The organism is Bacillus cereus group sp. N11 (assembly GCF_016483605.1).
Taxonomy (GTDB): Bacteria; Bacillota; Bacilli; order Bacillales; family Bacillaceae_G; genus Bacillus_A; species Bacillus_A toyonensis.
Window position 1 is genome coordinate 211,869 of sequence record NZ_JAEHBN010000003.1, and the last position, 25,923, is coordinate 237,791.

Here is a 25,923-nt window from a genome sequence, read left to right on the forward strand (position 1 = left end):
AAGAACCTCACTCTACTCTAATTGCTGCTGCATTAGTTACAAATGATGTATAATTACTACTAGCACCACCCAAAACTGTATATCTATATTTTTGAATTTCATTATTAACTTTAATTTCAATTATATCGCCATCAAGAATACCTCCTTGTTGAAGAAGATATATTTTTCCTAATCTCCCTCTCATCCCTGTCGTACTATCACCATAGAATACCTCACTTAATACGAACTTTTTATCTATATTAGGCGATAAGGGCGAAACCAAACTATACGTACCTTGAGCAATGGTGTTCTTACCAGGAACTTCGAGTAAATTTTTAGGATTATCTGCCACTCGTAAACGATAAGAACCAATTACATTACCGCAGTATCCACTATTAGCATATACAGCACCAGAATAAGACTTATTTTCGTTTCTTTTACTTTCTTCAACGAAAGATTGTTCAGGAAAACCTAAAAATATAAGTCCATTTCCTAAACCAGTGTATTTAAAGGGGACAACTAAAAAAATAATAACCTCTTTATCGACATAGTAATAGTACTCCATATCAAACAGCTTATTATATTGCCTTGCATAGCTTGTATTTGTATCCTGATTAGCTGTTCTTCCTGGAAAAAAGCAAAACGAAGACATTCCGTCTTGTGAATAGAAAACAGTGTTGTTAGACTGCATTGTTCCCATTCTCATGGAGCCGTCAGTATAATCAGTTGTTCTTATATTATATGGAGAATAGTTAGAATCGTAACAAGTGAGATGAACAGCCATATGCTTATCTCCATTGTAACCATCTGTATAAAGACATATTTGGTCGTCCGTTAAATTACTCCCTTCCTTCAATTTCCATCCTCCATTTAAAGCTACTTGAACAAATATATCAAATAGTTCAAACTTTTTACACGTTCCTTTAGTAAAAATAGCCTTAGTCATTTAATTTCACCTCTAAATTAATGTCGTTACTTTTAATACCACAGTATACAAAGAAGGTACATTACTGAAATTTTCAATAAATAGGTGACAAGACTTTGTTTGATCTTTATCGTCACAAGGAATATTGATTATATCGTATGTTCTTTTTTCTTTAATACTGCTGTACTGAATTTGTCCATCTTTTTGTTTATCAAAAATTGTACACTCATAATCATTATTTGCTGTATTTTCAATAAAGATTGTCCTAAGTTCATACTTGTTTATACCTAGTTCAATAGGTATATACTTCTTTTCATTACTATTGATCTCAACCTTTACTTTTTTTTCGATAAGCTTTGGAAGAATATTTTCTGTTTGTTCTTCTTGCTTATAATATCGATTTACGACCATTGATGTTCCCAACTCTTCACCTCCAACTACTCATGCTCAAGATGTATTTGAAATTGTAATGGAGCAAGCCCAACATAATCTGTTCCCTTTGTTACTTTTAACCAAAACTTTATTGTTTTTTCCGGATTTACATAAGGAATATTGATACTATCTTGATATTGACCTGGTTTACCATTACTGTCTAACGCAAGATCCGCCCATGACCATCCAAATTTATCTTCATATTGAGCAATACTTAAATTCACATTATTCGCTCGTGCAACTGAAGGATTCACAAGTTCTAGCATAATTTCTGATTTCCCTGATATCATATCTGGCAATCGAGTTTGTGCTAATGTTGAAAGCTCCTCACCTGAAAATTTAATTTCTAAATTAGATCCGAATCCATATACATCTCCACCATAAAATGTAGTCTTAATAACACCCAATTCTTTACCTTCTACATTTGTCAAAATAACTTTACCTGTAAATTCTAGTGACGGGAGAGTAATTTGAATACCAGTGTTATACCCTGTATTTCCATTGAAAATAATTCCCCCAAATTCATTTTCCATCTGCACACTTATATTCGGCGCTATATTAGCAATGGTTAACTTTCTTCCTTTTGTAGCAATAATGGAATCAATATCAAGATTTACAAATTTTGAATTCGATCCTTTTTTTAATACAACACCAAACTTACTACAGTTCATTCTATCTGAGTCGTAAAAATTAAAACCTTCGCCATAATCAGAAAAAAACGTCCAATCTTCATTATCTTTGCACGCCATCCACTTCAATTCAGTTGTTTCTCGAGTACCATCTTCTGTTTCTAAGAACTCGATATTCTCCTCACCGTTTTTCCAAACGATAATACCGCCTTTGTCATCTTCATGGGTTGGCGTATAATCAGCAGATACTTCAAATGCAAATTCTTTCTCATTTGGAAGGTCTGCAAGTAATAATGTGTCACGCGAAACATTGTGTAGCATTCTAAAATATCCTTTTCGATCAATTAAAGAATAGCTACCGACAGGAGATGCAATCCATCTGGAATCGAACGTATCAAAATCATCCTTAAAGATTAAACCACTTCTTATTTGATATGGTTTCAATTTCTCATCAGGTAGTTTTAATAGTGTTGCACCTTCTTCTAAGTCAATAGCATCGATACTGATGTATTTCCCTGACAACTCAATAACGTGAATCATATCTTCAAGGTTTTCCTTTTCATATGCAAGTGTTTGGTATTGCATACCTTCTTCTGAAAGTTTAAGGATTTCCTTTTGGCCATCAATTTTCAATTCAATGTCTTCCGGATAAGATGGACTTGTCATACTAATTAATCGGAACTTGGTACCCTTGAATAAAAATCTAGCTGATATGGTGCTATCGTTATTGTCCTCCTTACTCTTCCAATGATGAGTATTATTGTAGCAACTAACATCAGCTTCAGTTGTTTTCCAGAAACCGTTGTATTCAATATTCTTATGAGTATCATCGAAACGTACCCAACCAGGTTCCGGCTCACCTAACTTGTCACCTAATCTAGCAAGTAAGTATCCGTCAGCGTCAATGTCAATGGAATCTAATGACATAGCTTTACCAATCACTTTTACAGTATGTTTGCCACGATCTAAACCTATTTTCTCGTAACGTATGACTTGGTTACCTGAAGGACTATTGTAAACCATAGTTTCTTCTTTACCATCAATAAATACTTTAGAAGTTGCATCGTAACCACTGTCGCCATAAGCTAGAAGTCTAAATTTAGTACCTACGAACTCAAATTCGAAACTCGTATCAAGTTTCTTGTCGAGATTGTAATGAGTTGTCTTGTTGTAGTGCTTATCATTACCCGTGGCTAGTTTCCAGTTACCGATATAACGAATTAATGGATCAGTATCATCAATCCGTTTCCAACCTTTTTCAGGCTCTGTAAGAACAGTACCTACACCAGGTCGTGAAACAAGAGTACCAGTGTCATCAATATCAATAGCATCCATTCGGAAATCATATTCTAAAGCACCGGGTTGAGTTGTAATAACTGTTACCGTTACATCGTGCTCAATATCTTCTAAACCGAGTTTCTCATATTTCAAGACTTGGTTTGTATCTTGTGGTGCAATAGCATCAAAATACTCTTCCGGTAAGTCATCAATTTTCACTCTGATTCTATCTGAATAATATTGATTAGTAGCACAACCAACAATGAGTCGTAACTTAGTACCTTTAAATCTGAATACCATACTTGCATTTTTACCCTTTTTAGCACAAGTACTTTTTCCGCCATAAGCACCGTTATAGGCTACGTTTTTACTCCAGTTAGCATCATATTGAATGTATGTGGAGTTGTCATCATAACGTTTCCATCCATAGTTTGGATAAGTAGAAACATCACCAATACTTACAGGTAGTCTATCAATGTGTCCAGTAGCGTCGATATCAACACCAATAAATTGAGGGTCCCAACCCTCATGAGTTCCACCGTTGACTGTTACCACGTGATATCCTTCATCTAGGTTAAGTACTTCACAAGCAATTTTAGCTGGTCCAGATACAGGGAACATATTAACAGGATACTTCACTCCGTCAATTAATACGTAACCAAGTTGTTCTTCATTTGATCCTAAGTTAGACGAATAAATCAATCTAAATTTTGTACCGAAGAATCTAAACTGAATTTTATCGAACGAGTACTTGATAGGTGGTGTTTGATTTTGGTAATCCATGCCACCGGTATAATCGAAATACATATTCTCCTTCGTAAAACGTTGCCAACCTGATTCTGGTGTAGCTAAGAAATCTCCAACTGTTATAGGCGGTTTTTCAATATAACCATCATGATCGATATCAATTGCATCTAAGCAAAGTCGATAAAGAATATTCTTTGTTCCACACTGAATTCTAACTTTATGCAACTCTTTAGTTAAACCTAACTTTTCATAAGCAAGTCCTTTATATACCCTAACAGGTGATACTTGACTATACTGCTCAGTTACACCGTCAATTGTAATTGTTACATCATCTGGATGGTCTGCTGCTGCATCTAAGAGAGAAATAATTCTAAGTTGAGTTCCGTAGAAATTAAATTCAACTGCACCAGTAGAGTCTTTAGATGGGACATAATGCCAAGAACCGTTATACCAAGAATTATTTGTCCCCTTTTCCCAAGTACCCTGGTATTTAAGTAACGAGTCAGTATCATCAACTCGTTTCCAACCATCTTCAGGTTGTAACAGTTGGTCCCCGATCTTAACTGATGGCTTACCTCCAATTGAACCAGATTCATCAATGTCAATAGCATCGAGATTTATAAATTTACCTTTTATTTCAACAGTATGCAATTTATTTGATAAACCTAACTTTTCGTATATTAACGACTGGTAGATAGCAGTTAAACCTGAGGGTCTAAAGAAATTGATAGTTTCTTCTACTCCGTCAATTAGAATTTTAGCGCCAGATTCATACTCAGATAACCCAATTCCAATAATTCTAAGCTTTGTCCCTGTAAAGTTAAATTTTATAGAAACTGGGTTAGAATCAGGTGGGATGTTTGAACTTGCATGTTTATAATGAATGGTTTTGTTGTAGCATCTACCATCAGCATCGCTTGTTGCCCATACACCATTGTATTCAATATTACTATCTGTATCGTCAATTCGTCGCCAACCAGGTTGAGGATCGAATAATACATCACGTAGGTTAGTAGGAGTTTCTACTAATTCTCCTCCTTTTATATCAAAAGCATCGAATGTACATTGAGTACCTGAAAGTTTTACTTTATGAACGCTGTCGGGTAAGTTTTTCTCGTATAGTATAACCTGATACTGAGTCTTGGCCCGATCAGTTGTAGTGTTAACCTTATATTTCTCAGTCACACCGTCAATTTCAATGGAAACATCCTCCCAAGAACTTTCGGAGTAGGTTGCTGAAATGACACGAAGACCGGTACCTTTAAAAGAAAACTCTACTGTCCCTAATGTCCTGTTCGGGTAGTCTGGAACTCTAAAGGTTGCCGTTTTATTGTATCCGCCTTCATACCCTCCGTCCTTAGTTAAAGACCAGTAATCACCTCTGTAATGAATTAGCGGATTTGTATCATCAACACGAGTCCATCCTGGTTCAGGTAGTAATAGAATGTCTCCTACTTTAGCAGGTGGTACCATTGATCCATTTTCATCAATATCAAATGCATCTAGAACCATAAATACACCTTTTAACTCAACAGTATGAATTTCATCAGTTAAACCTTGCTTATCAAATAATAGAGTTCTATGGGATGAAATATCTCTATCAGCGTAGAAGCTAATCGTTTCTGACTTACCATCAATTATTATTTGAGCATCTTTATCATACGTGTTATTAGAAACACCAATAACTCGAAGCTTGGTCCCTTTAAACCTGAATGTAAGTGACATAGCACTATTGTCAACAGGTTCTGGAGTTTTAGAATTTTTAAATCGTATTGTAGAATTATAGGCAAGAGGTTGATTATCTATTAATGACCAATTACCGGTATACTGAATATTTGAATCAGTGTCATCAATGCGTTTCCATCCTGCTTCAGGTTGAAGTAACACATCACCTACTTTAGGAGGTGGTACCATTGACCCAGTTTCATCAATATCAATAGCATCTAGGTGCATGAATACACCCTTTAACTCAACAGTATGAATTTCATCAGTTAAACCTTGCTTATCAAATAATAGTACTCTACTCGGTGAAACATCTCTATCAGCATAAAAGCTAATTGTTTCAGGTTTACCATCAATAATTATTTGAGCTTCCCTATCGTAAGTGTTATTAGAAACACCGATAACTCGAAGTTTAGTTCCTTTAAACTTGAATGTTACAGACATAGCACTATTGTCAACCGAACTTTGCTTTGCATGCTTAAATCGAGCGGTAGAATTATGGTAGTCAGAAAAATTGTCTATTAACGTCCAATTACCTGAATACTTAATATTTACATCTGTATCATCAATTCGTTTCCAACCATCTTCAGGTTGAAGCAGAACGTCACCTACTTTGGCAGTTTTCACTAATTCTCCATCAAGAACGTCAATAGCATCCATTATAATTCCTTCAAGACCCTCAAGTTTAACTGAATGAACTTCATTTTTTAGACCTTCTTTATTGTAAAGTAGAACTTTCCAGTTATCTGAACCTAGTACTGGATTGTATGATTCTTTGACACCGTCGATCTTTATATCTACAGGACCATAACCTAAATTAACACTTTTAGAAACAAGTCTGACACCTGTACCCTTAAACGAAAATTCTACAACTGATTTGGTAAGAGAATATACCACTGTACTATTATAGTACCTATTATCAGTTACTCTATTCCAAGCACCATCACCATACTTAATTAATGAATCAGCATCATCGAAACGATTCCAACCAGGATCAGGTTTATCTAATATCTCCCCTACTTTTTTTGGTGTAAATACATAACCATCAGAATCGATATCAATTGCATCAAGATTTAAGTATATACCTCGAATCGTTACTGTATGCGGCCCTTTATTAAGATTTATTTTCTCATATATAACAGCTTGCCTTTTCCCCTCCCATGCATAGTAATCTAATCTCTCAGGATTACCATCAATAGTGATTGTTGCATAGCTATCATAACCACCATTATTGGCAAGTCCAATAATACGAAGTTTAGTACCTACGAAAGAAAATTTAATATATACTAGGTTTGATGGGTGACTAGACTCTTTATAGTGGAATGTTTTCGAATAATCATCAGAATATTTAGAATATCCACTAAGCCAATTTTCTCCTTCAAAGATAATATTCCTATCGCTATCATCAATACGCTGCCACCCTGGTTCGGGCTGAGTTAATACTCTCACCATCATATCACCTCTCCATTTTTATCTTAAAATAATTTCAATTGCTCCATCAGTAGCAATTACTACGCCCTAACTATTTGTACTATCAGCTTGATGGATCAATAAATTTAAATATTTCATGCATAACAGAAAGGAACTAATTTACTTACTAAAAAACATTTAATATTCAATTGAACTGCTTAAGCTTTTACTTTTACAACAGCTCTAGCAGTTCAATTTTTAAAATTACATAATTTCATGAAATACGAATATTCAATATCATATAATTAAACAAAAGCTAATCTAGCACTCTACTTTATTATCTCGTCTTCTTCCAATTCCAATTATTCCACCAAGATTCCCGGCTATGTTTCAACCATATTTTTGGTTCTTCTTCGATTAATTTATCGCTTTCCTCAAACTCAACCGGTTCTTCTGCCTGAAAGATATTTTCTAATTTAAACGTATCGTTTTCAACAAGTATACTTTCGTTGTCTAAAATGCGATTAAATTGTTCTATTTCATCTATATTAGTATGAACGAGATTTCTTCTATTCACTGGAGTTGTTTGGATCTCTATACTAGATAATTCTCTTACATTTTCAAACACACGGTATGTATTTATGGATGCTTTATGATTTGATTTTCTTTCCCATTCATATAGCTCATGAATATTTGAAGCCCCTTCAATTGACTTCCGATGCATATCCTTCAATTCCACAATATTCATCATTACATTTCGTACTGTACGTTCTAATTTTTCATTCTTCACTACATTTGTATTAAATTCTCTTACATCTTTATGAAATTGATCCGTGACTACTATATTTGCCTCTGCCTCTTTCATAAGCTTTTTCATTGGGACAGATGTAATATTCTTTACATACCAGTTTCGATCATTCATTGCGGTTTCATATTGTTCAATACTAATCTGTAACTCTCTTTCAATGATCTTAAAATTCTCTTTATCGATTATTTTTGCAGCTAATTCTTTTACGACTTTTACATTATCTATCGTTGCAACAGTCGCATCAACTTCTTGCAAGACATTACCAAACTGATAGAATGAACTAATTTCTGCTCTTGTTTCATTTTCTTTATTCATTATTTCATACGTATCTATATTTGTTTGTAATTCTCTTTGGATTCTTGCAAACAAATCATAATCTGGTAAGTAAACTGTAATTCCTAATCCTTCGAATAGATCAAACTCTTCATACGATGCTTCTAGTTCTTTTTCTAATACAAAAGTATCACTTTCAACAAGTATACTTTCGCTGTCTACTGTTCGGCTGGATTGTTCTATGTGACCAATAGTAGTATTAAAAGTATTGTACTTATTCGTTAAAGTTGTACGGATTTCTTCACTAGCTAGTTCTCTTTCAAATTCACTTATATCATATTCATGTATTGATGCTTTATTATCTAATTTTCTTTGCCATTCGTCTGTTTCAAAAATATTTGACTCGTACTCATTATTAATTTGTCGCATATCATCAAAATGCTTAATTTTCATTATGAGTTGTTTCGTAAGTCGTTCTAATTCTTCATCCTTAATTACATTTGTATTACGTTCTTTTATTATTCTCTCTAGTTGATTAGTAGCGATTATATGCGTATCTATTTCTGGCACTCGCTTTGTCATCGGATCAGATATAGTACTTTCTGCATACCAATTCCTATCATTCGTTGCAGTTTCATATTGTTCAATACTAGTTTGTAACTCTTTCTCAATATGTCCTATATCAGTACTATCAATTATATTAGTTGCTACTTCTTTCACTAAATTACCAATCGAATCAACCGTATTAATTTCTGCTTCTATATTATTTTCTCTATTAGCTATTTCAGCTGTCTCTATATTCGTTAGTAATTCCCTTTGAATCCTTGCGAATAAATCATACTCCGGTAAGTAAACTGGAGTTCCTATTAAATCAAAAAGATCAAATTCTTCGTAACGAGAATCCAGTTCTTTTACGCGTCTATTAACAAGGTCATATCCTTCTTCATTATGTGCTATCAATTGTTCTTGCTTTGTAAACTCTACAGGGCTAATACATTCTGTTTCAATATCGACTTTAACTCTTTCACTTGTTATTGGTTCATTACTTTCTTTACTTATGAACAATCGATTATACAATACCGAATCCGCTATTCTATCATTCTCTACTAACAACTCATGAAAGTCGCGCTTTGCTAATTCATAGACATTTGTAAATGGAGTTTCTATTTCACCTAGAATCCGATTCATGGAAGATATATCCGCTTGGGCAGTATGATACTGTCCATTTACTCGATTAAAATGTTCATATCCATATATTCCTATTGCTTCTTGTTCATCTATAACTCGATTAGAAAGTTCATAAGAAGGTACATTCACTTCCATTTGTAATACTTTTCTATCTATAGCAGCTACATCAAAAAAGACTCCCTCTTTCTCTTGCATGCTTCTATCTGCTAGATCCGTATCACGAACATTACCATATACTGAACGTATGTCTCTTTTAGCTGAATTAACTGTTATTTGTTTCGCTTGTAGTTCTCTCTGTACACGACCAAATAAATCATAGTCTGGCATATAAACTGGGATTCCTAAACTATTAAACAGATCAAATTCCTCATAAAATCCGGTCAATTTTTTGATTTGTCTACTAGCAAATTCATAGTTATCTTGAATAATCCCCAATAATTGTTTATGTATTAGGTCCATTTCCTCATGGTGTATATATTCAGTCCATACATGTTTCGTTTTCTTATTAACTTGTTCGTTTTCAGCTAATTTTACTTCTACTTCTTTTGTGAGCACATCACTCTGTATCATTTCTGGAAGATTATAATCCGCGTACAAATGATTCTGATTTGATACCATCAATGTTTCTACTAAATTTGCCTCATTAGAATGGTACTGTCTTTCCAATAACTCATATTCACTTATGAATTTACTTTCATATTCATGCGTTATATGGTTCATGTCATTCATTTCTATGTGAGCTGAATCATATTCTATTAATAGTTTTTGAGCGTTATTATATACATGGCCACCATATGTATATATGTCTTGTATTATGCGGTCCGCAAATGACACATCATATTCATTAGTTTGAAGTTCTAACTTTTTACGCTCTAAATCTTCTATATTAATAAATCTTCCATCTACCTTCAGTGCTTTTCTATTTACAAATTCAAAATAATTCATTTCACCATTTCGCTGAATGGCATTTCTATTCGCTGTATTGTAATTTATATTACGAGTCTGTATTTCTCTTTGTTTACGAGCAAACAAATCATAATCTGGCATATAAACCGGAATTCCTGTATCAGTAAATAAATCAAATTCCTCATAAGAAGTAGTTACTTCTCTTGGCAAGTTATTATAAAGCTCAAAATCACTTATATCTTGTACAGGTAATTCTTTTTGGCTAATCTCTACATGATCCACATTTCTAACTACAGTACTACATATTTCTTTTTCTCTTCTTTCAGTCAATATTGTTTCATAAAATCCTTCGCCATATAAAATACGTGCAACCTGTACCCATCTCGGTATTTCATCTACATTGGTTGCAAATTCTCGTAATTTCTGTTTTACTCTCTCTTGCTCAATTGGGAGCATATTACCTGCTTTATATATCTTACGATCTGTACTAGACATTTCTGTTACATCTGCATACTTTGTATCTAATCTGCTTCCATTGTTCCCTTCCATATGTTCCATATCAAAAGTTCGGTCATGTTGCATTGCTTTCTGATAGTAATGAACATCTGCAAGAATTTCTTTAAGCGGTTTAGAATCCTGTATGCTTAACAGTTCCATGTTGATACTCCGCATTAGGTTTGCAATATCCACTTTAGCAATATTAGCAGTCACCTCAACTTGCCTTATTGCCTCTACAACAAGGTCTGTTAATATACCTTTTCCCTTTACTATTTTGGTTGCAAATACCCCAGCATCTTCTTCCTTAACAGCTTTGAATCTTGAATATGGTGGCAAACTGACTGGAAAATTATTCGCATTTTTTACAAAAGGATTTAAAACAGAAAGCGAGAGACTATATGTTTTCTTCATTGTTGATCCCAAAGGAATCGAAACAACATGACTCTTCTTTTTCGTACATAAAGAAGGGGAAGCAATAGAATAAATTTTCTCACTCACTCTCTGCATTCCCCCTTATATGATTAATGATTAAATATCTTCTTTATAAATAGCTAGACCAATCGGATTAAATGGCGTTGCTTTCGCTTGTGTCATCGGAGAGACTGCGGTAGTCGGCAACGTATAACGATATAATTGTGCAAATTCATAACTTGCTGTAATCTCTACCCCGTTAATTGGGATTTCTTTAAACGTCACTGTTTTATCATCTTCATTTAAAATAAAGTCAGTATTAGGAACTAGAGTACATGCACTTAACAACTTAAGCGTTCCTGCTTTCGGTTTATGCTCTAAATGGAAAACTTTTCTCATTCCATTTCCTTTTCCTAAAGATTCACTTGTAACTTCCTTTTCAATTTCCAATTCATCGGCCTGTTGAATATTTTTTGGATGAACAGCATAGACATCATCTAATTTTCCAACATATCCATCATTAGGATGTACGATATAAATCTGTGACAAATGATATTTCCCACTATAGACAGATGGATTAAATCGACCTTGTCCACTATCAATATCCATATCGTGCGTAATAAATGATAAATAATGTTTTTGATACATTGCACCTGTGTATGATTGAGCTAATAATACAGAATCATTTCCATTACCTGTATTTTCTCCGTAGTCTAAATTTGCATTTCCAATTTTTTTATTAGGCGCATAATTATATTGATCTCCGTTACGACAACCACCAATAATTACAGTGTTTTTACGCGGTGCATTATCAAATGTGTACATTCTTCCAATATATAATGGTACAAATAATGCTCGAACAGGACTTGGTGTTGGATCTACACGCATAAACATAACAATACGGTCTTTATTTCCATTTCCATACATATAAACGACAGAATCACGTTTCCAATCTTTTGTAAAACGGGCTTCTGGTGTAAAACTAATCGGTGTATAAGGCGAAGGATTTACAAAATTAACTGTAGAATATACTTCAGCCATAATACTTTCCATTTTTTGCACGTCAAATGACGTCTTCGCTACTAAAGTATCTAACGTTCCGTCTGCCTTTGGTGCTAGAAAATACACTCCAGAAAATTTAATGCTCTCGGAACTTTTTGGGGCAGTTTGAAATTCAATTGCTGTATCTGAAATTGTATATTCCCCCGGATCAACCATCTGATTATTTCTATAAACCATAAAACGATTTTCATCAAAATTTGAAAATGGCAAATTAAATGATTTTTTCGAACCGGTACCGTTTCCTAAATCACTTTCAGAATCTGATAACTTTACTTCCTTCTCAATAAAATATTGGTTAAACGTAAAGAAAATCATATCATTATTCGGTTCGTATGCATCATTTGTTAATCGATACTCACAGGTGATTTTATCTCCTTTTGCAATCGCTTGATTAAAAATAACTTTCCCCGCTTTAGCATCAACTTTATATTTATCCTTTTCTAGTAAAATGCTATTTACATACACTAATAAAGAACTTTCAACTACAGGAAATGTCGGAATTTGAAATTCCTTTTTCACTCCATCTCCCATTCCTAGCTTTCCTAATGGAGAATCCACAGGAATAAATCTACCATCTGTAAAATCAGAATCGCTCGTATCATAAGCATTTGCCACTCCAAATCTGCGCCATTCTCCATCGCTACCTAACGATTCAAATAAGCGAACATCAATAAATTTATTGATACCACTTCTAATTTTAAAGTATAACTTTCGACTCCATCCTCGCTCTGTAATCATTTTCTCTAATTCAACTGGTAATGTTTGTAAATAAGCTACTTTATCAAACCACATGTTTTTCTCTCCCCTTTACATTGACTTCTCATAAATTCCTAATCCAGCTGGACGATATGGTGTCGCTGGTCTTTTTGTAATTGGCGAAATCGCATCAACATTATAAAAACGATAAATATCAAATGTATCTGGACAAGTATTCTTTCGTACTTTTAACTTATCCCCATTCAATAATCCTAAAGGTGATAGTAAAACCATATGAGGTAAGAAACCTCGCACACCTTCATCTGGATGAACAACATAAGCACGAGATGTATGAACGCGACCACTATATACCGAAGGATTAAATTGATACTTATATTCATCATTATCATGAGACTGCCAAGCTAGTGGATATTGACCACCATTTACTCCTTTTCTATCAGGCGGCATCTCATTCGGAGCAACATTCCAAGCAATATAATGAGCTTGATATCTAGCCCCTAATCGCGAGCGCTTAATAATAACGTTATCAATACCATTACCTGGTGATTTAGGATATGTTTTTAAAATTGGCAAGCTATCATTCACATTTCTATATGGTTTCTTATCATTAAAATCAAATGCATGTGAGCTATTTTCTGCACCTGTATCAAATGCTGTCCCTGCCCAAAGTGCGTCACCAATTTGATCATCTTTCGCATAGCTTTCAATTTTACCCATATATAAAGGTGTAACCGGAACTACATTATTTTCAAATGCAGGTGTATTATCTGCTTGAATTAATAAAACCACACGATCCTTATCAACTTGGCCAGTCACTCTAACTAATGAATCAGGCCACCAATTTGTTTTCACATCAATACCTTGTAGGTTTGGGTTTCGTAATGTTATTTTTACAAATGGTGACATCATAACGTCTGTATTAGCATCAGTATAGGCGATAACCGGGTCACCATCCTTCATATAAATGTCTGTTTTACTCACTTCTACATCTATTAGACCCTTTGGAAAAGAATCAAAAGTCACTACTGATGCTGTTCCTTCTTTAAATACCGGTTCTTTTTCAATCATATAAATATAAAAACAAGAACGATCAAGATTTCTACTATATCTTAATTTTGCATCCTTAATAAACTCCGCCTTATCCTCTTCTGTATCAAATTTATAAGAAACATCTTTTTTAGGTATATCCCAAGAAGCAATTTGAACTAATCCATACATAGTTCCTTCTACATTTTTAATAATTGTATGTTCTGCTAAACCAAATTTAATTAAACTGTCTCTATCATAAGAACTATGTCTTAGGTGTAAGGAATACCCCGCCTTTTGAAACTTTTTAACCTTTGTCCATCCGTTATTAGTTACTAGATTTGTTAGATCGTCTAAGAAACTTCCCTCTTGAAATAACTTTTCAATAAACGCCACTTTACTTCACTCCTAATCTTTTAAAAATTGATAATTAAGCCAAATAGCTTTTTTCTCTAAAGATTTATTTATATATTCAAAACGGATAATCGCTTTCGCAGGAATTTGTTTAACAACAGAAAAATTAAACCCTTCGGGAACATCTTTCATATAAATTTCATCTGCTATTTTTTCATTGTTAATATATAAATTCCAATAGTCATTATCGTTATATTTTGATGCACCAATAGAAAATGCAATCATTTCCATATCAACTGGTGCTATAAATTCATTATGATGAATATCTTCATAAACACCTACCCTTCTTCCTTTTATAAAAGGAATCGTTTTGGTTGGAAAGTATGGCGCATCTAATCGGCCACCAGCCATATAATTTACAGCAAAACTCATAATCTCCCTCCAATTACTTCAAAAACTGTAAAGCTATCCATACTTGCTTATTATTAATTCCTTGGTTATGAAATTTAAAAATAATTTTATCTCCGGCCTTTAATTGCATATAGGACATAAGACTTATACCTTCTGGTATTTTTTTTGTATAAATATCCTCACAAACAATACCGTCATTTACAATAAGCGACCATTTATCATCGATTTCATACATAGAACTACTCACGCTAATGGCATAAAACTCCATGTCAATTGGTAATACGTATTCCATCTTATCTTCTGTCCATGCTTTAGAATCCATTATAAAACCTTTCATATACGGAAAAGTTTTCGTTGGATAAAATGGCGCATCTAATCGGCCACCAGCTATATAAGTTGTTTCAAACAAAGGTAATCACCCTTTTTATTGTATTAAAAAATCCCCATACATCATTACGACACATCGGGAATTGGTAAATCTGATAACATACCGTTACCTTTATTAATAAGCCTTGGTTGTACTCGATCTAATTGTTTATTTGCGTTATAAATTAGTTGCATCTCCATCTTTTTACCTGTTATTTTATGGGATATAATGACCTTTTCAAGTAGTGCTTGTCCATTAAAAACCAAATCGTAGTGCAGATATTTATCTCCATCAACTGCCGATAAACGAGCACCATCACGAACCAGTGTATACCCTTCGGTCATAGCCTCTTTAAAAACATCATTTGGATCGTTACCAGGCATCGGTTTTCCACCGCTGTAAAATTCTCTATCAATTAATCCTTTCATTAAATACATAATAGGATCATATAAGTTCTTTTGCATTATCATAGAATCACCCCTAATTTACCCTTGTAACAGACCAAGTTTTTGCTGGCCTTTGGGTATAATAGTGATATTTATCTTGATTTACTCGAGGAAATGATAAATCTGGTAAGGAACCATAATCGAACAAGATATTATTCTTGGTATCTAGTACTTGCAAACGGCCTGTAAGAATCCCTTTAGGGTTTCGAACCGCTTCAAATACAATGATATTTACTCCATATTCAAGCGAAATATCAACGTATGTAGGATTGTTCCGAATAAAATAATTTTCTTCGACTAATTTATTGTTACAATAAATATTTAATAAATCTCCATCCTCTACATCCCAATCCCAAAGCTTTAATCTTAATGTATCAACATTTACTGTGATTCCTGCTATATCTGTATATGGGGTAGGTTCATACCCATAGTTAACAGATAAATCTAAAGTTTGATAGAATCCATCATCAGCAGAAATCATTGTGTTAATTCCTTTAACAAAGTAGTTCCATTGTTGCCCAGAATCCCTATTATAGACGGAAACCACATCAAACAATTGAATTCGCGGATCCCCTATCACAGCAACTGTTAATGTTCTGAACTTTTGAATCGCTTTTAAATGATAAGCTGCAGCAACTGCCCTTCTTGCAAAGAATGTTGTTGCCCAAGGTACTTCTATCATTTCCTCTCGCAAATCCCCTAAAGAGACATTTTTAAGTAAGAATGAATTAATAAAACCATTAGCATAATCTCCACATTTAATAACAATACTGTTACTAATGTCCTGATCTGTTAATTGCATATCTAAAGAGATAAGGTTTTCGCCTTCTCTAAAACTAAACTTTGCAGGCTCATTAATTGCATAGTCTGGCATTTTCATAAATGTACAACTTCCATCTGGTTCATGTTTAATGTAGTGGAATGTTGTATCTATAATATCCCGTACAATTTCATCCCACTTTTGAAACCTCTTTCCAGTTGCCCCTTCAACAATCCAGCTTTGATTTGTACCGGGAATATTTACCCTACTACCGTGTAATGTAACTCCTGCTTTTTCAAGGAAGAATTTCACTACATCATACACATTTCCAGTCGGTGCAACAATTTCATCTGATCCCGGCGTTGGAATTACTGATTTTTGTAGAACCTTTTTATAAGATGTTGTGCAGGTAACTGATATTGTGCCGCTTTCGGCATTCACCTTTACGTCAGATACAAAACCATGTATATACGGTAAAGCTTCTTCACCATAACCGATAGAAACCTTAAATTCAGTCTGCGGATATAGTTGGTTTGTGTTTGTTACTTCACTGTTGTAAAACCATTCTTGAATGGAAGAAAACTTACCATACCAGTTATCAGGTGCCATTTGCCCATATTCATTAGCAAAGGTAATAGAAAATGTACTTGCGAACTGATCTGCGTTCTCCTGCACTTCCAGGCTCACTACACGATGTTGTATTTGTACATAAGAAGAAGATTCTCTTTTTTTCATATAAACAATTAAATTAGGAGCATTATTCCCCACTTGGAAATAGCTCCCCAACATTCTGATTAAAGAAATAGATCCTTCTCTCACATTCCATCAACTCCAATACCTGCTTGTGACATAGATATTAATTTACACTTTGCTATTACTAGCGTTCCTTTACGTATTGCATCAACTTCATTAGGCGGAATAATACCACCATAGGTACCGTAATCACCTGTAATAATATGAGGGCGATATATTTCACTCATGAACTCACGCCAATGACTGATATCATTGAATAAAGCAGTAAATTCTACTTCACATCCTTTATTACCAGTACTTTGGTAACGAGGATATCCATGCATAACATTGTAATTTTTTAATCCGTTTAAGGATTTAGGCATTTTCGTTTGTTCAATCATTGCAATTGTAGGTATAGGTCCATATGCATGATAATAAACATCACGCAAATAGGCTACGTCCGAAGAACCGTAACCGATTGTTGTAAATTCAATTGTTTGTGGCCCTGCACCAACAAAAATTTCTCTTGCTTCCCAGGCATAAGCACCTCTTGCTCTAAATTTTTCAATACCATTTACTCGAACAATAAAGTATTTATCTGGTAACATACCATCAGAACCAATAGGAACTTGGGACATAAAAGAAAAATTATATGTCCCAGGCCATGAAAAATTAATAGTATATTTAATTGTACTTTTTAATTCTGTAGCATCCCATAAGAGATGATATGAACCAGCTCTTCTATGCAATGTTTTTAATATACTCATACATTCCGCACCGCCATTCCCATTAGATCGTCAGCAACTACGTTTTGTAGTAATTTTCTCATTTTCACAAAATCCTCTGCGGTTTGCAATTTTTCAACAGCAACTTTGAATGTAGCATTTTGAATTGTAACACCTTTATCTGTTTTCTTTTCAACAGAAGAGTGCCCAGCAAATGGATGTGCAGCTTTTCCAATCATATCAGCAGAATGTGCCCCCATTTGTCCAATTCGGGTAGATACATCCGTTACTAGTTGCATCGGTTTCGGTGGAACAACCGCTTTATTTAACAATCCAGAAGCCTTGTCCACAGCCGGGATCATTTTTTCCATCCCTACTCCAAGACCTTCTGTAATATATCCGCCGTACTCCATCATTAGACGAGAAGGAGATTTTATACCAAAGAAATTTTTAATTGCTTTTGGTATTCCGTCTACAACGCCTTTAGCTTTATCAACAACCCAGCCAGCCATAGATGTCATACCTTTACCAATACCAGCAATAATATCTTTCCCCCAGCTTACAGCGTCGTTTGCTATCCCTTTAACTATAGAACCTACTTTACCGAATACATCCTTCACTGTATCAACAATACCGTCAAACGCTCCGACGATAGCTTTTTTAATTGTGGCAAAGGTACTTACTATGAAATCTTTAATAGCACCAACAACACTAAATATTGTGTTTTTTATCTTATTAAAGTTATCCACCACAAAGTTAACAAATGTCCGAACAGCAACTATTATTGTTTCTTTAATAAAATTCCATGCGGTTACAATAATAGACTTTACGATATCCATTACAGTCGTAATTGTGTTTTTTATAAAATGAAATGCTGTAACCACAAAATTCTTTATGGACTCTAATACAGTGATAAAAACCGTTTTAATTACGTTCCAAATCGTAGAAATAACCGTCTTTATTCCATTCATTACAGTTGTAATTATGCTATGAATTGCTTGAAACACACTACTTACAACTGATTTTAAGAAGTTTAATACAGTCGTAAAAATTACCTTTATTCCATTCCACACTGTAGAAATGACGGTTTTTATCCCATTCATTACAGTCGTAATTATGCTGCGAATTGCTTGAAATGCACCACTTATAAATGATTTCAAAAAGTTTAGCACCGTCGTAAAAACTGTTTTTATAATATCCCAGCCAGTTTTAAAAATATTTTGCCATGTTTTAATAGCAGTAGAAATATAGCTTTTAATAAATTCTAACGCAAACTTAACAACACTTTTTATTACGTTTAGCACTGTATTAAATATCGTTTTTATTAAATTCCAACCAATTTCAAATGTCTTTTTCCATATGTTGATATACATTGTAATTACAGTAGTAATTATTTTCCATGCCCCGCTAAGTATTTTATCTATAAACGATACCGCAGATTGGAATACTTTTTTTGTTCCTTCCCAAAAACTTGAGAAAAACTTTGACAAGCTATCCCATACTGACTTCGCAACTTTAACAATAGCATCCCAGCCTTTAGAACAAATATCACTGACCCATTGTACTGCCTGCTTTGTATATTTCACAATTGAATCCCAATTTTTATACAGCACATATACTAAAGCAACCATTGCAATTATCGCAAAACCCCATGGGCTTAATACTAATGAAAACATTGATTTTCCAAGACCAGTCAATATCTGTGCAAACTCACTAAAAACTTTAATAAGTTTTAAGGCATCTTTAATAATCGCCGTAATTGCACCCGGTATTTGCATTAATGTTTTAACTATATTTACAAGGCCACCAATGATTTCACTCGCCTTAGATATAAGACTAGAAACAGATTTGATTAACTCAACCGTTTGTTTCAACGATGGTATTACTATATTAGAAATCTTCACGACTTGTTGAGCGATAGGTTGAATAGTTCCAGCCAAACTCTTTGCATCTTTTTCAGTTAACCCCAGCATATCCTGTAGTTTTTTTTGAGAACCTTCCACATCGTTAGCAAATTGTAAAGCTTTGCTATTGACTTGTTCTATCGGTTTTGTGACTTTATTTGAAATAGTGTCACCAAACGTTTGCATTTGCTTGCTAATATTCCCAAGAGAATCTGCTGATTTTTGGATTTTTTCTTGCATTGTATTAGAGGCTTTTTGCACTCTCTCTTCAAACTTTTCTACACCTTTATATGCCTGATCCGCTTTGTTACCAATCTTCCCAAAAACATTGGTCGCCCCGCTACCAAATTTTTGAATTTGGCCATTTATTTGATTAAGTACTTCTGCTGGTTTTTGAAATTTTTCTTGTATGCTCTTAGAAGCCTTTTGTAAACTTTCCTCAAACTTTGCTAAATCCTTATAAGCTTCATCTGCTTTAATTCCAATTGTACCGAACAACTGGAATACTTCTGTAAACATTCACTCCCCCCTTTCTAACTAGGAAGTTTTTTATTCCTTATCGTCTTCAAACTGAAACTCTGCAATCAGCTTATTTGCATGGTCGATACATTCCTCTTTGGACCAAACTTCCATAGTCTCATTTTCTTCCCCATCCGACCTAGATTCCGTAAGTCCAAAAGCTTGTAAATAGTCATGAAAAGTTGTTCCTTCTTCTAATTGCCTTGTTTGAAATCCGATAAAGGCCATCTTTTTCCATTCATTTAATTCTTCTTGCTGCTCTTCCTGACTAATAAAAGAAAATAAGTCCATTAAACGAGAATACGGTATGGATAAGACATAATCATCTGTCCATCCATACCGTTTTTGGACTTTATCAAAAGCCCTTAGCATATTTTGCTCTGTTTCTTCTATGTATTTATTAGAATCATTTTCTACATTTCTTGTTTGTTCCACTTGAGACTTTGAGATTTGATTAGACCCTTGACCTGATTGAAAAAAGACATTAAATCTTCACTTTCTAATAATCCTTCAATAACTGCTACCATAGCTTCTGGTGGTAACTGATCGAATTCTTCACGCTTAATCTGTAATAGACTAGAGAAAAATTCTGAGAACTCATCTTCACATTCCGGAATCATAGACAATAATTGAAAGACAAACTCTAAACCCTTTTCTTTTTGTTGTTTTTCAATTTCATTTAACTGTTCTTGTTGCTCTTCATTCATTTGGGCCAATTTAATTTTTTCATCGATTTCATTCTTTTCTTTCCCAAACTCCATAAAATCAGTCATTGCATGACGACCAACTTTAGAAATAATCTTAGTAAAACGCCAAACATCTTTTACATTTAAACGTCTCATCTTCATCTTCTGACCTGAAATTGTAATTTCTGTACTATTTTGCATCATTTTTTCTAGCATTGTTGTCATATTCAATATCTCCTTTTATAACCTAAAAATAAAACCTACAACTTATTTACTTGTTGTAGGTAATTTAGGTGCTTTTTTCTTTGGTAAATAAATTTCATAAGGGGGTGTATTAGGTGAACTTTCGCTATAATGACCAATAAATTTGCATTTAAGTCCTACAGTTCCTTTACCATCTTTTAAATCAATTTCTACAGAAGAAACAACCATTGCATTTCGGATAACAAAAATAACCGGAATATCACTTCCTGAAACTACACCTACTATTGCAATATCACTATAACTTGTGTCTTTAATTTCATTGGTTGGTTTTACAATGTTATAATCGTTATCAGTCGTACTATCTACATCTACGCCTGGTAGAGCTAACTCTAAATTCTCTTTCGTAAATTCTACAAGTGTAACCTCCATATGTGGTTCATCTTTTAATAGCCATTTTCCGCGAACTAGTTTTCCTAAAACACCATCAATATCAGCATCATAGTATTCTCTAGTAAACCCCACTTTACAGCCACCTGTAGTAGCTCCTAACATCTCACCTAGGTCTTTTACACTTTTAAAACCTTTATACATTACACCCGGTCCAATAACAAAATTATCAGTTGTACCCTCACGTACACCATTAATAAGCTTCCAACTCATTTTTTTCCCTCCTTAATATAATTCCATTCTTCCTACCCGTACAAGAAACTTAATACTAATATGAATAATTGATGGATCTTCATCCGGAACTGCAACACTGCCTGCTCGATGAATTGTAATAATACCAGAATCTCTTAACAATCCCGCTTCTCTGTCTAATAAATGTTCTATTCGCCTTGAAATTACATCCGCTTTTTCATAATCACCTTGGCCACAATATATATCAAAAGTGAGGATCATCCGATCAATTACCTCTATATCATCCGGATTATTAGATTCAATTCTCATTACCGCATAAGGCATTTTCATATCTTTTTGTGCAGTTAGAAATGTAAGAGCGGGCTCTCCTTCATATTTCGATAGATTACTTTGCACAATTGTATCTTTCTCAATAATATTTCTGATTGTTGCAATCGCTTTTGTCGTCATTGTTCTCCTCCCAATGTCCTTTTTAATTCCCCACGCTCTTTTTCAAACGTTTTTAAGAAAAAAGGTCGGGCTTCTACAGTACTTGTACCATTTTCGACATACACCGCTCTTTTTAATTGACTTCCAATCGTTCCTACTACTTCGGTATCTGTAATATGTAAGCCATATTTAATGGAATCTTGTAATTCTCCCGTTCTAGAAGCAAATGTCTCTCCTGGTTTTGAAGCAATATATGTGCGACTCGATCGTGGAATTTTATACTTCACACCATTGTGACTACCTGATACTGTTTGTTTCATTTCTCGTTGCAGTTGATTGCAAGCACTTATAATTCTTTCTACCATTATTTTATTAAGTTGTTCTTTAACCTGTTCTACATTACGTGTAACCATGAATTCCGATGTATTCGTCATTTTATTCCAACAACTCACAATACAATTCAATATGGTGATTTAAAAATGATGAATTTCTTGGTTCTCCTCTTACCTCAAATACATAATCATGAAAATAGATTACATCATTTGTATGGATGTTATGTTCTGCAGAAGTATAAATTTTAAAATTCGGCTCAAAATTTTGTTTATTTCTTTTTAACCTTTCATTATCTACCGCTGTGTGTGTTGTAACACGACACTTCATTCTTTCATAAATAATGACAGGCTCTTCTTTAAAATTTCCTGCCGGCTGTTTTACCTTTTGATTCCTTTTCACAGTTACTTCATGTATATATAATTCTTCCATATCTAATGTTCACAGCCTATTCTTTCATTCATAATGCTATTAAAGGGTTTCTACTTCGGTATTTTTTTAATACTTTTAAAACCTTTTTATTTACAGTTTCCTCATCTAGCGATTCAATATTTATTTCATATGAATAATCTCCGATATTTGCTGATTTTTTCATATTTTCATATTGTAGATTTGTTCGAATTACCGCATAACACGTCATATCGATGATGCATTTTTTCATTAAAGTCAGAAGCCCATCATAATCTTGTATTGTATACTCAAATTCATATAATTGATTCTCACTTAAACCATATACAGTGCAACCATCAGAAAAAACTGAATTGGTAACTTCTTCTCCAGAACCAATATGGATTACCTTGATCAAATTTTCTGCTCGAAAAGAAAGCCAAGCCAATTTACTTGTTCTAACTTTCTCTTTCATTGGGTTACTTGGCTTACTCCTCAAATAGTTTTTAGTAATCAATTCATATTGACTAATGAGATCCTGGATTACCGTATCGGGCATTCGTTGAACATTCACCCTGTTCTTTATGTCCTGTACAGTAATTTCCATCCTTCCACCTCTTTTACTTCTCTTTCTTTTTAACCTCTATACTATCTATTAACTTAAAATGTCCTGTACTCAGTAAATAGTTTGCTTTCTCATTTGCAACCTTTTCCTTCACTCCGTTAAAAAAAGTATAGCCATATGCAGTATATGTACCGCCTAATTTCAATTCTATAATCTTCATATGCAAATTACCTTACTTAATTTCCAAATTTATCAGGTATATTAGTAAGAATTGCTACTGCGTCCATTTCTTGAATAACTGCATCATCATCCAAATGAATAACATAGAATCGCTTATCTTCCATAACAGCAGATTTACCTTCTACAGTCTTACGAACTCGCGTGTCATACGTATTTACCGCAATAAAGTTTTTAGGATCTGCAAAAATAATTACATCATCTTGAATAGAAGGGACTGTGACAATCTCATACCCCAACGGCTTATTAACTTGATCCCCTGTACCTAATAACGCAGCATCGCCTAAGCCAGTTGAACGAGTTGTTAAATATTCAATCCATTTCTCTCTACGAGCAGGTGACATAATCCACTTTAAACCTTCATTTTTATATTTATTAGGCATTGCCTTAGATAAATTAAAGATTGAGTCTTTACTAAACCCAGCGCTAGCTTCAGCATCTCCCGTTCCCGTCACTAATTTAAAATGATCGACAATATGAGATTTACTTGATTGTTTAATTTGTTTTAACCAGCCATCATTAATTTGTAGAAATGGGTCCTCTGAAGTTACATCCCCATTCCAATGCAAGTCTTCAAGGTCAATACCTAACTGTGTTGACATTAATGTCATAACAGTATCTTCATATCCTTCACCTTCGATATTTTCTCGAAGTAGCTCCTCTGTTATCTCCCATGGTAAACGAATAGAAACTGTATCATATTCAACTTTCGACGTTTCTACACCTGCTCGATAGCCATCATCACTATTTTCCATTTTCCTACGTAAAATTCGACCACCGATTGCAATTTTATCTAATTCACCTTTTTTCGCTTTACGAATCTCTTTGCGATGCAATTGAGAAAATGGAGTTGCATCAAATACCATTCGGAAAAATTCTTTGCTTTGTTCCGGATATAATAGCCCCGCTTTCATTCCTCCTGTTGTCATTGTACTCTTTTCAATTCGTTCAATACGTGCTAATAATTCTTTATTATTCATAGATTCATTTCTCCTTATCTTTATAGATCTAATCCTACCCATTTATTTACTGGTTTTCTCATCTCGTTTGTTGGTTTGGCATCAGCCCCAAGACTTTTACGAACTTGTGCTGATCGCTCAATTACTTCAAGTCTCTTTGAAATGGGGTCTATTACCTTCTGAATAAATTCACTGGTCTTTTTAGATTCTCTGTCATTTTCTAATTCATTAGTATCATGAGTTGATTCAAGTTCTTTATTTAACTGTTCTTCCAACTCCTGTAACCTCTCGAGAAAAGGACCCATTTCTCTCTTTACAATGTCTGCAATTTCATCTACATTTTGATCTGCGTTTTTTTGTAACTTATTTTCTTTAATTTGGTTCATCAAAGAAATCATTTCATCAAATTTTTTATCATTTTTCTTATATAAGATTTTGCCTACTTCATTTACGGAATTAATGGTAATATCTTCCGGCGAGAAATCTGTATCACCACCCTTCATTGTATTTAAAATGTCCTTCATTTCATCTAAGGTGGAAACCATCCGCTTAATATCTACATTTCCCTCCCAAATCCCAACATAGAATACATCTTCAAATAAATTAAATACCTTTTGCATCTTAGAGTTTTGTTTATTATTTAATGACTGATTATCCATCTCCTGAGTTTGTTCCTCGTCATACTGTGACTTAAAAAAACTAAACATCTTACGAATTACACCTTTCTCATCTTGTGTAAACTCATCCATTTGTGGCATCTCCATTCTTTCTCCAACCCCTCCCATCGAAAAGCCTGTGATTTTCCCTTTTTTGATTTCTTTCCATGTTTCACTATCGTCTACTCGAACAGTCATAAGCCATGTTCCTTTTTTAATATTTTGTTTTCCAACAACCGTATTATTTTTAGAAATCCAGCTTTCTACTACTGTTCCTTTTCCTGCCAACTCGTCATGGTTTTTATCTATGTATCTATATTTCTCTAAAAAATTATAAGCCGCTCTTTCAATTTCCTCAGCCGTCATGATATCACCATGTGCATCTTCTATATTGGGTTCATAAACAACCCCTGTTACAAGTTGTTTTTCATCTTCCCTCTTTAAAATAGGAACATTTTTCAAAACATTAGAGCCATTCATGTTCATACCCTTCATAATTGCAAAAGGCCTACCATTAGCCCCCTTTGTTACTAATGAAACATAACTAATTTCTACATTTTTCAATTCATTTGGCATAATATATTCCTACTTTCTAGCAAGAC

At 33.9% G+C, this 25,923-nt stretch carries 22 protein-coding genes; all 22 read right to left on the reverse strand.

Features of this window, described 5'->3' with window-relative positions; genetic code table 11:
* Nucleotides 1-7: 7 nt before the first annotated feature.
* Nucleotides 8-925, reverse strand: coding sequence for a hypothetical protein (locus JDS98_RS07020; protein ID WP_000158697.1), 918 nt, complete (start codon nucleotides 923-925; stop codon nucleotides 8-10).
* Between the two features lie 12 nt (nucleotides 926-937).
* On the reverse strand, nucleotides 938-1,327 hold the full coding sequence (locus JDS98_RS07025) for a hypothetical protein (protein ID WP_000537306.1): 390 nt from the start codon (nucleotides 1,325-1,327) through the stop codon (nucleotides 938-940).
* 14 nt (nucleotides 1,328-1,341) lie between these two features.
* Nucleotides 1,342-7,167 (reverse strand): hypothetical protein, encoded by a 5,826-nt coding sequence (locus JDS98_RS07030; RefSeq protein ID WP_199633706.1) that lies wholly within the window; start codon nucleotides 7,165-7,167, stop codon nucleotides 1,342-1,344.
* A gap of 292 nt (nucleotides 7,168-7,459) precedes the next feature.
* A complete protein-coding gene (locus JDS98_RS07035; RefSeq protein ID WP_199633707.1) occupies nucleotides 7,460-11,293 on the reverse strand; it encodes a hypothetical protein in 3,834 nt (1,277 codons plus the stop codon).
* Nucleotides 11,294-11,323: 30 nt separating this feature from the next.
* Nucleotides 11,324-13,060, reverse strand: a complete 1,737-nt coding sequence (locus JDS98_RS07040) for a hypothetical protein (RefSeq protein WP_199633708.1) — start codon at nucleotides 13,058-13,060, stop codon at nucleotides 11,324-11,326.
* Nucleotides 13,061-13,075: 15 nt separating this feature from the next.
* On the reverse strand, nucleotides 13,076-14,407 hold the full coding sequence (locus tag JDS98_RS07045; RefSeq protein WP_098284864.1) for a hypothetical protein: 1,332 nt from the start codon (nucleotides 14,405-14,407) through the stop codon (nucleotides 13,076-13,078).
* A 12-nt stretch (nucleotides 14,408-14,419) separates the two neighbouring features.
* Nucleotides 14,420-14,797 carry a Low copy number virion structural protein gene (locus JDS98_RS07050; RefSeq protein WP_199633709.1) on the reverse strand — a complete coding sequence of 126 codons (378 nt, stop codon included), beginning with the start codon at nucleotides 14,795-14,797 and terminating at the stop codon, nucleotides 14,420-14,422.
* A gap of 13 nt (nucleotides 14,798-14,810) precedes the next feature.
* On the reverse strand, nucleotides 14,811-15,185 hold the full coding sequence (locus JDS98_RS07055) for a hypothetical protein (protein WP_000464270.1): 375 nt from the start codon (nucleotides 15,183-15,185) through the stop codon (nucleotides 14,811-14,813).
* A 44-nt stretch (nucleotides 15,186-15,229) separates the two neighbouring features.
* Entirely contained in the window at nucleotides 15,230-15,613 is a 384-nt protein-coding gene (locus JDS98_RS07060) for a hypothetical protein (RefSeq protein WP_098179987.1), read from the reverse strand.
* Between the two features lie 10 nt (nucleotides 15,614-15,623).
* Nucleotides 15,624-17,168 carry a hypothetical protein gene (locus JDS98_RS07065; protein ID WP_199633710.1) on the reverse strand — a complete coding sequence of 515 codons (1,545 nt, stop codon included), beginning with the start codon at nucleotides 17,166-17,168 and terminating at the stop codon, nucleotides 15,624-15,626.
* Nucleotides 17,165-17,848, reverse strand: coding sequence for a hypothetical protein (locus JDS98_RS07070; protein WP_097879308.1), 684 nt, complete (start codon nucleotides 17,846-17,848; stop codon nucleotides 17,165-17,167). The genes JDS98_RS07065 and JDS98_RS07070 overlap by 4 nt, the downstream gene beginning before the upstream one ends.
* Entirely contained in the window at nucleotides 17,845-20,229 is a 2,385-nt protein-coding gene (locus JDS98_RS07075; RefSeq protein WP_199633711.1) for a phage tail protein, read from the reverse strand. Before JDS98_RS07075 ends, JDS98_RS07070 begins: the two co-directional genes overlap by 4 nt.
* Before the next feature lie 30 nt (nucleotides 20,230-20,259).
* Nucleotides 20,260-20,664 (reverse strand): hypothetical protein, encoded by a 405-nt coding sequence (locus tag JDS98_RS07080; protein ID WP_097879310.1) that lies wholly within the window; start codon nucleotides 20,662-20,664, stop codon nucleotides 20,260-20,262.
* Nucleotides 20,643-21,140 carry a hypothetical protein gene (locus JDS98_RS07085; RefSeq protein ID WP_098179992.1) on the reverse strand — a complete coding sequence of 166 codons (498 nt, stop codon included), beginning with the start codon at nucleotides 21,138-21,140 and terminating at the stop codon, nucleotides 20,643-20,645. Before JDS98_RS07085 ends, JDS98_RS07080 begins: the two co-directional genes overlap by 22 nt.
* A gap of 42 nt (nucleotides 21,141-21,182) precedes the next feature.
* Nucleotides 21,183-21,779, reverse strand: a complete 597-nt coding sequence (locus JDS98_RS07090) for a hypothetical protein (protein ID WP_000118567.1) — start codon at nucleotides 21,777-21,779, stop codon at nucleotides 21,183-21,185.
* Between the two features lie 12 nt (nucleotides 21,780-21,791).
* Nucleotides 21,792-22,208, reverse strand: coding sequence for a hypothetical protein (locus tag JDS98_RS07095; protein WP_199633712.1), 417 nt, complete (start codon nucleotides 22,206-22,208; stop codon nucleotides 21,792-21,794).
* The gene (locus tag JDS98_RS07100) at nucleotides 22,205-22,621 is read right to left on the reverse strand and encodes an HK97-gp10 family putative phage morphogenesis protein (protein WP_033663286.1); all 417 of its coding nucleotides are present in this window, start codon (nucleotides 22,619-22,621) and stop codon (nucleotides 22,205-22,207) included. The genes JDS98_RS07095 and JDS98_RS07100 overlap by 4 nt, the downstream gene beginning before the upstream one ends.
* Before the next feature lies 1 nt (nucleotide 22,622).
* Nucleotides 22,623-22,949, reverse strand: a complete 327-nt coding sequence (locus JDS98_RS07105; RefSeq protein WP_199633713.1) for a hypothetical protein — start codon at nucleotides 22,947-22,949, stop codon at nucleotides 22,623-22,625.
* Between the two features lie 28 nt (nucleotides 22,950-22,977).
* Nucleotides 22,978-23,511: a hypothetical protein gene (locus JDS98_RS07110; RefSeq protein WP_098755746.1), complete on the reverse strand. Its 534-nt coding sequence runs from the start codon at nucleotides 23,509-23,511 to the stop codon at nucleotides 22,978-22,980.
* 13 nt (nucleotides 23,512-23,524) lie between these two features.
* A complete protein-coding gene (locus JDS98_RS07115) occupies nucleotides 23,525-23,689 on the reverse strand; it encodes a YqbF domain-containing protein (protein ID WP_000691127.1) in 165 nt (54 codons plus the stop codon).
* Between the two features lie 16 nt (nucleotides 23,690-23,705).
* Complete coding sequence (locus tag JDS98_RS07120) at nucleotides 23,706-24,686, reverse strand: phage major capsid family protein (RefSeq protein WP_001060156.1); 981 nt, start codon at nucleotides 24,684-24,686, stop codon at nucleotides 23,706-23,708.
* A 20-nt stretch (nucleotides 24,687-24,706) separates the two neighbouring features.
* The gene (locus JDS98_RS07125; protein WP_097879315.1) at nucleotides 24,707-25,897 is read right to left on the reverse strand and encodes an XkdF-like putative serine protease domain-containing protein; all 1,191 of its coding nucleotides are present in this window, start codon (nucleotides 25,895-25,897) and stop codon (nucleotides 24,707-24,709) included.
* Nucleotides 25,898-25,923: the final 26 nt, after the last annotated feature.